This window comes from Dolichospermum sp. UHCC 0260, assembly GCF_009711985.1.
Taxonomy (GTDB): Bacteria; Cyanobacteriota; Cyanobacteriia; order Cyanobacteriales; family Nostocaceae; genus Dolichospermum; species Dolichospermum lemmermannii.
The window spans coordinates 28389-42776 of record NZ_VIKZ01000011.1; the positions used below are offsets into that span (position 1 = coordinate 28389).

The 14388-nt window shown below is 40.7% G+C and carries 3 protein-coding genes; all 3 read right to left on the bottom strand.

Features of this window, described 5'->3' with window-relative positions; genetic code table 11:
- Positions 1 to 55: 55 nt before the first annotated feature.
- Entirely contained in the window at positions 56 to 6580 is a 6525-nt protein-coding gene (locus tag FJR08_RS06635) for a non-ribosomal peptide synthetase (protein ID WP_168632625.1), read from the bottom strand.
- An 89-nt stretch (positions 6581 to 6669) separates the two neighbouring features.
- Entirely contained in the window at positions 6670 to 13179 is a 6510-nt protein-coding gene (locus FJR08_RS06640; RefSeq protein WP_168632626.1) for a non-ribosomal peptide synthetase, read from the bottom strand.
- A 356-nt stretch (positions 13180 to 13535) separates the two neighbouring features.
- Positions 13536 to 13934: a hypothetical protein gene (locus FJR08_RS06645; RefSeq protein ID WP_168632627.1), complete on the bottom strand. Its 399-nt coding sequence runs from the start codon at positions 13932 to 13934 to the stop codon at positions 13536 to 13538.
- Positions 13935 to 14388 lie beyond the last annotated feature (454 nt).

Below are 14388 nucleotides of genomic sequence, written 5' to 3' on the forward strand. Positions count from 1 at the left end.
AACTACCTCTGAATTGGGAATTGGGAATTGGGAATTGGGAATTAGTTGATGATAGCTACTTGGGTTTGTTTTTGTTAATTTTGAATAGGAATTTATCTAGCTGTTGTTGATTGAGTTTGGCTGCTGAAAAATCCGCGGGAGTATAGCTTTGAGACTCCGTTAATTGACAGTGATTTATTAGGTTTTTTAATGCTTCTATAAATCCTAAAGCTAACTTTTTAATGGTGTCTTGCTTGTGAATTTTCTCACTATAAGCCCAAGTCATTTCCAGTTTTCCTCCACGAATAAAACCACTGATGCCTAATAAATGACTACGTTGATTGAGTAAGCTTTGTTCAGCTTTAAATTCTTTAGCCAAACCCAAGGATTCAGAGGCTTTCAGCACTTGATCGAATTGACCAAGATAGTTAAAACTGATTTGTGCTGATGGTAGTGACTGTAATTTTTCGCGGATTGTGCTGTTTTCCTGCAAATATCGCAATACACCATAACCAATTCCTCGGTTGGGAATCTGCCGCAGTTGTTCTTTAACAAACTTTAAAGCGTTTCCTGGATGGTCAATTTCTTGTAGTTGTAACCTCACGGGGAATAATGTCGTAAACCAACCGACAGTGCGCGATAAATCTACATCCTCAAATAAGTCTTCCCTGCCATGTCCTTCCAAATCAATTAGTAAAGAACTTTCTCCTGTCCATTGGGCAAAACTTTGCACTAGGGCAGTCAACAGGACATCATTGATTTGAGTATTGTAGGCAGAGGGTACATCTTGTAAGAGGGCGCGGGTTTGTTCTTCATTTAAAGCCAGTGACACAGACGCGGTTGAGGCTACAGTGTTATTTTCTTGATCTGAAGGATAGTCTACTGGTAAAGCTGTGACTTGAATGCTAGATTGATTTAGCCAGTAATCCAACTCTTTGACAGCCTTGATTTGGGCATACTCTGTGAGGCGATCGCTCCAATATTGCCAGGAAGTTGTCTTAGGTGGTAATTTGATAACTTCATTGCGGCTAATTTGTTGGTAAGCAGTCGCCAAATCTTCTAGCAAAATCCGCCATGAGACAGCATCAACAGCTAAATGATGGATAATGAAGAGTAAATAACTCGGTTTATCATTGCCTAATTGAAATAAAGCGACTTGTGCTATTACCCCCGTAGATAAATCCAGACTAGCCTGAAGTTCAGCATCAGTCGCTTTTATTGCTGTTTGCTGTTCTTGTGGTGATAGGTGGGACAAATCAAAGATACTCAATGGCACAGATTCCCGTGTCGCGGTGTTAATTTGTTGCCAGTTTTCTCCTTCCTGTACAAACCGCAGCCGTAAAGCATCGTGATGTCCTAACAGTTGTTGTAATGCTGACTGCAATAACTCAGGTTGCAAGTCTGATGGAACTTCTAGCAGTGCTGACTGGTTAAAATAATTAGGTCTGGGTAATTTCTGCTCGAAAAACCAATTTTGAATAGGTGTCAACCTTACAGCACCAGTTACTAAACCTTGTTCAGCATTGATTTGGCGAGTGATACCCACTACAGCCGCTAATTCGGCAATGGTTTGATACTTAAATAGCTGTTTAGCAGCAATTTGAATACCTGCTTGATTAGCTTTGGAAATTAACTGAATGCTGAGAATCGAGTCTCCACCCAGTTCAAAAAAGTTATCGTGGATGCCAACTTTTCCTATTCTGAGAACTTCCGACCAAATCGCCACTAATTTCTCTTCTATAACTGTACGAGGAGCAATAAATTTATCTTCGACATGATGAGAAAAATCGGGGGTTGGGAGAGCGCGATAATCTACTTTGCCGTTGGCAGTTATGGGGAGAGTTTTCAGCAGCATAAACGCCGCTGGAATCATGTAATTTGGGAGTTTTTCCTTGAGGAAATGGCGCAATTCATCAATTGTTGGTTGCTGATGCTGGGGAACAATATAAGCAACGAGTCGCTTTTGTCCGGGAACGTCTTCATGGGCGATAGCCACGGATTGTAACACTTGTGGGTGTTGTCTCAATACCGTTTCGATTTCTCCCAACTCAATCCGGAAACCGCGAATCTTCACTTGATTGTCAACTCGTCCCAGATATTCTAGACTGCCATTGGCGCGGAATCTTGCTAAATCCCCAGTTTTGTACAGTTTACTATTCCCTAGCTCCTCAAAGGGATTGGGGATAAATTTGGCATGGGTTAATTCTGGACGTTGCCAATAGCCTCTAGCTAGTCCTGCTCCCCCAATGTGCATTTCTCCAGGAACTCCTATGGGTACAGGTTGCAGATATTGATCTAAAATATAAACCTGAGCATTACTAATGGGTCGGCCAATGCTAACGGGTGCAACTGGGGTTAAAAGTTCTAAGGTGGTGACAACCGTTGCTTCTGTTGGTCCGTAACTATTAAACAATTGGGGGGCTGGGGAAAGATCAGCTACACAATTATGCCAATGTTGCACCTTTTCTAGTTGGACTTCTTCACCACCAATAATTACAGTTCTCAAACCTTCAGGAATGGGGGCATCTTCAGGGTTAAGTTCTGCTACTAACTGATGCCAGTATGCTGTGGGCAGATCCAAAACAGTCAATTGCCATTTTTGGCAATACCGCCAAAATTCATCACTGGAGTGGAGCATTTCTTCCGTGCGTAACACTAAGGTTGCACCAACGGACAGACAGGGAAAGATTTCCTCAATGGAAGTATCAAAGCAAACAGACGCAAACTGTAAAATCCTATCGCTGGTATTGATTCCATATTTATCAATGGCAGTGATTACAAAATTCATTAATGACCGATGTTCAATCATTACCCCCTTGGGTTTACCCGTAGAACCAGAAGTATAAATAATATAGGATAGGTGATGAAGTTTGACATCACTGTGCGGGTTAGCTGTGCTGTGTTGAGAAATGATTGACCAATCTGTATCTAAACAAATTGTTTTTCCTGTGTAATCTAGCCGTTGATTTGGGAATTTATCTTGGGTTAGCAAAATTCCTAGTTGCGTATCTGCGAGAATTTCAGCTATTCGCTCTTGGGGGTAGGATGGGTCAATAGGAACATAAGCGCCACCTGCTTTAATCACCCCAAGTAAGCCGATAATCATATCTAAGGAGCGTTCAATGCAGATTCCCACTAGGGTTTCTGGTTTAACTCCCAAACTTTGCAGATAGTGGGCTAATTGGTTGGCGCGATCGCTCAATTGACGATAAGTTAATTTTTGACCATCCTGTTCTACAGCTACAGCATCGGGTGTTAACTCTACCTGAGACTCAAACAACTTATGGATACAATTTTTCTGCGTATATTCTCTATGAGTCTGATTCCATTCCATCAATAATTCCTGCTGAGGCTGGTTTAGGATCGGTAATTCAGAAACTCGCTGCTCTGGGTTATCAACAATCCCTTTTAGTAAAACTTGATACTGATCTACCATCTGCTGGATTGTGGCAGCGTCGAATAAGTCAGCGTTGTATTCCCAAATAAGAGTAATTCCCTTATCTTTGCCATTTAGCTGGGAATGCGGAATCAACACAACATCAAGATCAAACTTTGTTGATTTGTTGCTGAGGGCTACATTCGTTGTGATGTTCAAGCCTGGTAAAGTTAAGTCTGGACGGGGAGAATCATGGAAGCTAAACATCACTTGAAACAGAGGATTATAACTTAAGTTCCGTATTGGCTTGATCACCTCCACGACCTTATCAAAGGGTAAATCTTCGTTAGCAAAGGCTTCCAGACTCACTTTGCGGACTCGACCCAGCAACTCCCGAAACGTGGGATTACCGGATAAATCGGTGCGTAAAACCAGGTTATTGACGATCATGCCAATTAATTGTTCTGTCTCGCGCATCCGCCGATTGGCAACAGCCGTACCTAGACAAAGATCGTCCTGTCCAGTGTATCGGCGGACAATTACTAAAAATGCCGCCAAGGTCGTCATAAATAAGGTAATTCCCTCTTGACGGCTCAGAACTCTCAAGGATTCGCACAAAGTAATGGGCAACTCTAACCTGACTTGAGCGCCGTTGTAAGTTTGTTCTGCTGGTCGTGGGCGGTCATATGGTAATTCCAAGAGGGGCGGACTGCCGGATAACTGCTGCTGCCAGTAGGCTAATTGGGCTTGGGCTTCCTGGCTTTGCACCCATTCTCTCTGCCAACTCGCAAAGTCTACAAACTGGATTGGTAATTCTGGCAGTGGGGAGGGATGACCCTCACAGAAGGCTTGATAAAGTGCTAAAAACTCTTTCAAAAAGACGTTATTGAAAGACCAGCCATCATGAACCATGTGATGTTCAATGTGGACTAAAAGATGGTCTTGGTCATTCAACTTTAACAATAACCATCTGACTAAAGGCAATTTATCCAAGTAAAAGGGCTTCTTTACCTCTGCATCAAATAGACGTTGAATTTCTGCTTCTTGCTCTGACCCCGTAAATTTCTCGATGTCTACGACGTTTAATTCAATTGGTAAGGATGAGTGGATGACCTGAAATAACCGTCCATTGACTGCTGGAAAAGTTGTGCGGAAGATTTCATGTCTTTGCACAATCTCACTGAGACATTTTTTGAGGACTATGACATCGAGGTGTCCCTGAAATCTGAGAGTTGCTTGAGCTTGGTATGCTGTATTTTCGGGTGCTACTTCCTGGATGAAGTACACACGCTCTTGAGCAAAGGAAACAGGTAACATTCCAGCCCGTGAAATCCTTTGTATAGCAGGACTTTGTAGTTTTTGTTCTAGGAGTTCATGCTGTTGAATGACACTAGCTAAACCCGCTACGGTAGGATTAGCAAAGATGTTTGCAAACGATAACTCAACTTGAAAACTGTCGCGTACACGGGAAAGGATTTGAGCCACTATCAGGGAATGTCCACCGAGATTAAAAAAGTTGTCATTAACTCCTATTTGCTCATAACCTAGTAAATCAGCCCAAATAGCCGCTAATTTTTCTTCAATTGGGTTACGAGGTGCAACAAAGCTTTCTTCTAAATCGGGGCGTGTGCGATCGCAAACTGGAAGATTCTGACGATCTACTTTGCCATTGGGGGTGAGGGGTAAAGAATCTAAAACGACAAATACCCCTGGAATCATGTATTGAGGTAGATTTTCTTGAAGTAAGTTTTTGAGGGTAGTAACAATTGCTTCCGGCTTTTGATTCAGAACCACATAAGCAAGCAGCCGTTTATCTCCAGGAATGTCTTCACGAGCAATTACCGCCGCTTGCTTAACATCTGGGTGTTGAATTAACAACTTCTCGATTTCATCCAATTCTATGCGGAAGCCGCGAATCTTGACTTGATTATCCACTCGCCCCAGAAACTCAATGTTGCCATCTGGTAAATAACGAGCTAAATCACCAGTTTTATATAATCTACTCCCTTCTGTCTTCTTAAATGGATTGGAAATAAATTTTTCCTTAGTTAATTCTGGACGGTTCAGGTAGCCTCTAGCTAACCCATCACCACCAATATATAATTCACCCGGAACGCCAATAGGAACGGGTTGAAGATTGTGATCAAGAATATAAATTTGTATATTAGCGATCGCCCGGCCAATGGTTGGTTGAGTTTCCCCAAAAGTACATTCTGCAACTGTGGCACAAACAGTTGATTCCGTTGGTCCATAAGCATTAAAGAAACGCCGCTCTTTTGACCATTGAGCGATCAATTTTGGATTACAAGCTTCTCCAGCAACGATGAGAGTTTGCAAGTTTGGCAATTCCTCTTTGGGCAAAGCTGCTAGTGCTGTGGGTGGTAGTGTGGCGTGAGTGATTGATTGTTGACGCAAAAATCGGATTAAGTCTATACCTGGACGCAAAGAATCTTGATTTCCCAGATAAAGACTAGCTCCAGAACACAAGGCCATCACAATTTCCGAAACTGAAGCATCAAAACTGAAAGAAGCAAACTGGAGAACACGGCTATTTTGGTTTACGCCAAACAGTTTTACTTGTGCTTGAGCAAGATTACATACCCCTCGATGCTGAATCATTACACCCTTTGGTGTGCCTGTAGAACCAGATGTATAAATCACATAGGCTAGATTTTCTGCCGTGACATCGCTAGTAGGATTTTCTTGATTTTGGCGAGTAATTAATTCCCAATCTTGATCTAAACAAACTGTTTTTGCACCACTGTCAGCAAAGCTTTCTACAAACTTTTGTTGTGTTAACAGCACTTGTACTTGTGAATCTGAAAGCATGAACGATAAACGCTCTTTGGGGTATGTGGGATCTAGTGGCAGATAAGCTGCACCCGCTTTGAGAATGCCCAACATTCCGATGATCATTTCTAGGGAACGCTCCACACAAATCCCTACCAGCACTTCTGGCTCAACACCCAAAGATTGCAAATAATGAGCCACTTGGTTAGCTCGGTGATTCAACTCTTGATAAGTAAGTTTCTGCCCCTCAAAAATGACAGCAATATTGTCTGGAGTTTTTGCCACTTGTGCTGCAAATAATTCATGTACACACAAATGTCGAGGATAATCTGCCCTGGTATCATTCCATTCTACCAATATTTTATGTCGCTCCTGCTCAGTTAAGGCAGAATAATCATCAACGTCATCATTAGAATCAATCACTATTTCTTGCATAAATTTAATTAAATGGTTGTCAATAATTAATCTTGGAAATCAAGCATCTCACAGCAGGATTGTAGGTTTTAGGTAAACTATTAATTCATCTAACTCTTGGGGGTTTTTCTATTAATTTTTTCTAAGAATTTATCAATCTGTTGTTGATTAATTTTAGCAGCAGAAAAATCAGAAGGGGTGTAGGTGGGTGACTCCTTTGATTTGCAGTGAAGAATCAGGGTTCTTAATACTTCCATAAATCCCAGCCCAAACTTTTCAATACTAGCTCCCTTGTGAATTTTCTCGCTATAAGCAAACTCCATTTCTAACTTTCCTGAGTGAATCAATCCACTTATTGCCAAGAGATGGCTGCAATATCCCCGCTGACTTTGTTCTGATTTCCATTCTTTAACTGCTCCCAACATGGCAGAGGCAGACAGAACTTGATCAAATTGACCTAAATAATTAAAACTGATTTCTGCTTGAGGTAAAGTTTGGAATTTATTTTGAATTATGGAACTTGGATGTAAATATCGCAAGATACCATAGCCAATACCATGTTTAGGTAGGCGACGCAGTTGTTCTTTAACTAATTTCAAAGTTTCTTCTAACTGATTCCCCAACCCAAGGTTGAATTGTACAGGAAATAAAGTAGTAAACCAACCGACAGTCCGGGATAAATCTATATCTTCAAATAAGTCTTCTCGTCCATGTCCCTCTAAATCAACAATTAATGAATTTGCTCCTGTCCATTCATGAAAGCTTTGTGCTAATGCAGTCAACAAAATATCATTAATTTGTGTATTATAGGCAGCGGGAACATCCTGCAATAAGGCGCGGGTTTCCTCCTCATTTAAACAGAGAGTCAGAGAATTAGTAGCAGCTAGTGTATTTTCTGTTTTTTGGTCAGGATAATCTATGGGCAATGAAGTAATATTCCCCGCAAACTGGGATAACCAATAATCAATTTCTGTGGACAGGTTTTCTGATTGGCTATATGCTTGTAACTGATTTGCCCACTCTTGAAAGGAAGTTGTTTTGGCTGGTAATTTGATAGTTTCGCCACTACTAAGTTGCTGATAAGCAGTTGCTAAATCTTCCAGTAAAATCCGCCATGAAATGCCATCTACTACTAGGTGATGAATAATAATTAGTAATTGATTTGGCCGATTAATTCCCCTGTTAAACAGCGCGAATCTAACAATTTCCCCTGATGACAAATTCAAGCTGGCTTGAAGTTCGGACTCTTTGGTTTTAATTACAGTTTGTTGTTCCTCTAAAGACAATGCCGACAAATCCACAAGCATAAAAGGAACTGTTTCTTGGGTTGTAGCATTAATATGTTGCGGGGGGTGGCTTTCAGGGGAAACGCATGAACGCAAAATATCGTGATGCGATAATAATTTTTGCACTGCTTGTTTTAATAAGTCTGGCTGTGTTATTGATGGAATCTCTAACAAGGCTGATTGATTAAAGTAATGAGCATCGGGGAAATTTTGCTCGAAAAACCAATGTTGAATAGGCATTAGCGGTATTGAACCTGTAACTAATCCCTGATTGGCTTTAATTTGCCGATTTGTGCCGACAACATTGGCTAACTCGGCAATAGTTTGATACTGAAACAGTTGTTTGGGAGTCAGTTGTAATCCGGCTTGATTGGCTCTAGAAATCATCTGAATACTGATGATTGAATCACCACCCAATTCAAAGAAATTGTCGTGAATGCTGATATTCGGTTGTCTTAAAACTTCAGCCCAAATTGCGACTAACTTTTCTTCTATGGGAGTCTGAGGCGCAACAAATCCTGCCGCTAAATTGGTGTCAGTAGTATCTGGGATTGGTAAAGCACGATGGTCTACCTTGCCGTTAGGAGTCATTGGTAGTTGATCTAATGGCACAAAGGTAGCAGGAATCATGTATGGAGGCAACTTCTGTTGGAGAAATTGGCGGATTTGCTCCAATTGGACTTGTGCTTGATTACCAATGATGTAGGCGACAAGACGCTTATTGCCAGGAATGTCTTCACGGGCAATGACGACGGCTTGATTCACCTGGGAATGTTGATTTAATATTGTTTCAATCTCACCAAGTTCAATCCTAAAACCACGAATTTTTACTTGAGAATCTATCCGTCCCAGGTATTCTAGGTTGCCATCAGGTTGATAACGAACTAAATCCCCGGTTTTGTATAATCTACTTTCCTCTGTGTTGACAAAAGGATTTTTAATAAATTTTTCTGCGGTCAATTCTGGCAGGTGCAAATAACCCCGTGCCACACCTGCACCACCAATATGGAGTTCTCCTGGTACTCCGATGGGAACGGGTTGCAAGTATTTATCTAAGACATATACTTGTACATTGCTAATAGGTTTACCAATGGGGATTTCCTGACGATTGAGAGTATTGTCTGATAATTGACTCAAAGTGGCAATTACAGTGGTTTCCGTTGGACCATAGCTATTAACTAATTTTGGATAATTACCTACCCATTTATGCCATGTTGCTACTTTTTCAGGTAGCGCTCTTTCTCCACCAATTATTACTAGTCGTAATGTTTCTGGTAAGGATAAATTGCCATTGGCTAATTCATTTACTAGCAAATGCCAGTAGGCTGTTGGTAAATCCCATACTGTTAGTCCCCAATTTTGGGACTGCTGCACAAATGCAGACACAGACTGTAACATTTCTTCTGTCCGCAGCACTAAGGTAGCACCACTGCCTAAACAGGGATAGATTTCTTCGGCGGCGGTATCAAAACTAATGGAGGCAAATTGGAGAACCCTATCGGTGGGGATGATTTGATATGCGGCGATCGCAGTTTGAGTAAAATTAACTAAGGAATTATGTTCAATCAGCACTCCTTTGGGTTTGCCTGTGGAACCTGATGTATAGATGACATAAGCTAAGTTGGTGGCTGCTACTGCCTGGTCAGGGTTTTCTTGACTTTGGGTAGCAATTACAGTTTTCTCGGTATCTAAACAAACTATTGACAGATTATGATCGGCGGCTATGGTTGCCCATTGCTGCATTGTTACCAGAATTGGTAGTTGAGCATCATTAACTATATCGCTCAATCGTTCGGCGGGATAGGCAGGATCTAAAGATACATAAGCACCCCCTGCTTTGAGGATTGCCAAAAGTCCCACGATCATCTCAAAGGAACGTTCAATGCAGATGCCAACTAATGTATCGGGTTTTACTCCTAAGTTTTTCAGGTAGTGCGCCAGTTGATTAGCTTGTGTATTTAATTCTCCATAGGTAAGTTTTTGATGATCAAATACCAGTGCTACTGCATCAGGATTTTTGTCTACCTGTTCTTCCACTAATTGATGAATACATTTCCCTTGAGGATAAGCTGTTTTCGTCTCGTTCCAGTTAATTAATAATTGATGCTGCTGCTCTTTTGTGAGAAGGGGATATTGGGAAATTTGTTGATCAGGGTTAGCCACAATCTCTGCTACTAACGTTTGATATTCACCTGTCATCCGTTCAATGGTGGTGGCATCAAACAGGTCACTATTATATTCCCAAACAAGAGTTATGCCCTCTGTTTCTATTCCTTTGGCTTCTTCTTGAGAATTGCGCCCTACCCGTTGTTCAGAACGAGGCATCACAACAACATCAAGATCAAATTTGGCTGATTTATTGTTGAGTGTCTCATGCTGTTTAATGCTCAATCCAGGTAGATTCAAATCAGGTAAAAGAGCATCATGGAAACTGAACATCACTTGAAATAGAGGATTGTAGCTGAGATTTCTTTCTGGTTTGAGAACTTCTACAACTTTATCAAAGGGTAGATCTTCGTTAGCGTAACCTTCCAATGTAACATTACGCACTTGAGCCAGAAGTTCTCGAAAGGTGGGATTACCAGATAAATCCGTGCGGAGGACGATATTATTAACAATCATGCCAATTAACCCTTCTGTCTCCCGCCAACGGCGATTAGCTACCCCAGATCCCACGCAAAGGTCTTCTTGTCCGGTGTAGCGGTAGATCATGGTCACAAAAACCGTAAACATACTCATAAATAAAGTCACCCCTTCTTGACGACCCATTTTTCTCAGGGCTTCACAAACATCTAGGGGCAGTTCCATCCGCACCATGCCGCCTTGGTAAGTTTGCTCGACTGGTCGCGGGCGATCGCCTGGTAACTCTAATACAGGAGGACTACCAGCTAATTTTTGTTGCCAATATTTTAGTTGGGCTTGTGCTGGTTCTGTTAACACCCACTGTCGTTGCCAATGGGCAAAATCGGCAAACTGGAGTGAGGGTTCAGTTAGCGGTGAGGGTTTTCCTTGGGAATAGGCTTGATATAATGTTAATAATTCTCGCAAAAATAAATTAAATGACCAACCATCATGAACCATGTGATGTTCAACATGAACTAACACATATTCTTGGTCGCTTAATTTTAATAATGTCCAACGAATTAATGGTAATTGACTAATATCAAAAGGCTCGTGAACTGCAATCTCTGTTAATTTTTGTACTTCCGATTCCTGTGCTAATTTGGGGAAATTTTGCAGATCAATTACTGGTAATTTTACAGGTTGAGGTGGATGAATTAATTGTACCAACTTGCCCTCTACTGCCGGAAATGTCGTGCGGAAAATTTCATGGCGACGCAAAATTTCGCTGAGACTTTCTTCTAGAATATCTATGTTTAAATTGCCCTTGATTCGCAAACTCTCTTGAAATTGGTAAGCGGTCATGGAGGGTGCTAATTGCTCAATAAAATACACTCGTTCTTGGGCAAAAGAAACAGGTAAATAACCCTCTCTGGAAATCGGCGTAATTTTGGCTAGGGGTAATGGTTGTTGTAGTTGCTGCTGCTGGATAATTACCTTAATTAAATCGTTAATCGTCGGGTTTGCAAAAAGTTGTCCAAAGGATAATTCAATTTGGAAAACATCCCGAATTCGAGACACAATTTGTGTGGCAATTAGCGAATGACCGCCTAATTGGAAAAAATTATCATCAATACCAATCTGTTCTACACCAAAAACCTTACCCCAGATTTGGGCAAGAGTTTCTTCCTGTGAATTGCGCGGTGCTACAAAGGTTTCTTGAATATCAGGTATGGGAAGTGCTTGACGATCAATTTTCCCATTGGGAGTCAGAGGTAAAGCGTCTAGGGAAACAAAGACACTTGGGATCATGTAGCTGGGTAGCTGGTTTTTCAGGAAGCTGGGCAGCGTTGTACAGTTAATTTCCTCTTTTGATGATGGGACAATATAAGCTACCAAACGTTTGTTTCCAGGAACATCTTCCCGCAGAATAACTATGCTTTGAAAAACTTGGGGATGTTGATTGAGGAGGGATTCAATTTCTTCTAGTTCAATGCGGAAGCCGTTAAATTTTATTTGATTGTCAATTCGTCCTAAAAATTCTATGTTGCCATCTGGTAAATACCGTCCTAAATCACCAGTTTTATATAATTTTGAATTGTCAAAGGGATTTTTAATAAACTTTTCTGCGGTTAGTTCTGGGCGGTGCAAATAGCCCTTTGCAAGTCCAGCACCACCGATGTATATTTCTCCTATGGTTTCAGTCGGAACTGATTCCAGGTTTTGATCTAAGATATAAATTTCGATATTATCCCCCATTGGTTTACCAATAGGTATTTCTGTTCTTTCTAGTTGGGTGGCGCTCAAACTGGATAAACAGCAAATTGAAGCAGCAACGGTAGTTTCAGTGGGACCGTAGCAATTAATTAACTGAGGGAAATTTCCGACATTCTTGAGCCACATTTTCACTCGTTCTGGTAATACCCGTTCTCCGCCAATAATTACTAAGCGTAATGATTCAGGTAATGCTATGGGATTCATAGCTAATTCATTTACTATTAAGTGCCAGTAAGCTGTCGGTAAATCCCAGACAGTTATTTGCCAATCTTGAGATTGCTGTACAAATGAGGAGACGGAACTTATCATTTCCTCAGTTCGTAGAACTAAAGTTGCACCACAACTTAAACCAGGATAGATTTCTTCCGCAGCAACATCAAAACTGATCGAGCTAAATTGGAGAATTCTATCGCCCGTGGATATGTTGTATTGAGCTATCGCCATCTGGGTAAAATTCACCAATGACTGGTGTTCAATCATTACCCCTTTGGGTTTTCCTGTTGACCCTGATGTGTAGATGACATAAGCCAAATGATCAGGTTTAACTGTATTCACAAGATGGCGATTCCTAGGTCGCGCTTCGCTATCACTATGATCAAAAATTGCATCATGTTGACTATCTAAACAAATAATTGTCCCTGAATAATCAGATATTAAAGTAGACCATTTTTCTTGCGTTACCAACACAGAGATTTGAGCATCTTGTATCATGTAGTTCAATCTTTCTGCTGGATAATTAGGATCTAGCGGCAGATACGCTCCCCCAGCTTTGAGAATTCCTAATAAACCCACTATCATCTCTAGGGAGCGGTCTAGACAAATTCCTACAAGTACCTCAGTTCCTACCCCTAGTTTTTGCAAATAATTAGCCAGGAGGTCTGTTTGCAAATCTAATTCCTGGTATGTCAGTTGCTTATCCCTAAACACGACAGCTATTGCTTGCGGAGTTCGAGCAACCTGGGCTTTAAATAACTCATGAATACATTGTTTCAACATAAGTTTACGGGTTGTTGAATAAGTTGTTGGTGATAGCGTAGCGTGACGTAAGTCATAGGGAACAGTTTCAACTAAGATATTTTACAACACACTGCGTTGCATTCGCATCCTGGATCATTTTTTGTTAGAAAATAATGGCCTTTGAGAGTGTGACCCGAAAAAATCAGACCCACAGGCCATTTTTCTATTCTCACTATAGCGGTATGCACTTGGTAAATAATTGGACAAAATCAATTACACAAAAATCTGGACTGAAATCCTCGATTGGCAAAAGATTGGTAAATAACCAATATGCAATTAATTCTGTCTTGGCACTTACTATTCGCTCTTAAATGTTACCCAATTTAATAGTGAAATTATTCGTTTTCATCAACAATTTCCACTATTCTGGGTTCTGAAGCTGGTTCTGTGGAAGTAGAACTTACTGAACTTAGATGATCTTTCAATTTAGCTTTTAGCTCGTCTGAAATGGGTAGCTCTTCAATTTCCTTGATAAGTAATGTTTCTGACTCGGTTTTGAGCCGTTCTGAATAAACGGCCTTAATAATAGCTTCAATCCCGTATGCAGCAACACTATCTCCGACAACTGTTGTCAGACCAAGTAACCCTATACCACCAAGGATGCCGAAGGGTCCGCCTATTGCTGTGAGCGCAGCAACAATAGCAGCATTACTACCTGCTGATGTGACTGCTAAAATTAATATAATTACGCCTGGAAGACCCAGACCAGCAAGTTTTTTTGCGATTTCGTCCATTTTGATCACCTAAAGTCCTGATATTGTTGGTTGAAACTTTTCTAGTGGGAATGAAATTGGAGTCTTGATATGGCAAGAAACCGATTCTAGAATTTATACTAAGTTAGCTAAAAGTCATTCGCTTTCAAGTCAATTTTTAACATTTCCCTCCCTATTCACCTTAAATTTATAGCCATTCTCAATAATTTGGGACTTACACACTACAAGAATTAACCATCATTTGCATCTGTGAAAACTATACAACCTATTTGGTATTTTCTGTCCATACGTAAGTTTTATGATTAATCAAAAAACACTACAAATCAGGAAATTTAGAAAAGTCAAAAACATGACGATGAACTGATAGCTAGAATAACATTTCCATGCATAGTAATTCAGCAATATGAAATAAAATAGTAGCTTTATTATTACTCAAAAAGGTGTCCAATTTCCTATTTGAAGGTTGAAATACCTA

Coding starts and splice junctions, on each gene's coding strand:
- FJR08_RS06645 (WP_168632627.1), bottom strand. CDS start 13,934: ATGGACGAAATCGCAAAAAAACTTGCTGGTCTGGGTCTTCCAGGCGTA.
- FJR08_RS06635 (WP_168632625.1), bottom strand. CDS start 6,580: ATGCAAGAAATAGTGATTGATTCTAATGATGACGTTGATGATTATTCT.
- FJR08_RS06640 (WP_168632626.1), bottom strand. CDS start 13,179: ATGTTGAAACAATGTATTCATGAGTTATTTAAAGCCCAGGTTGCTCGA.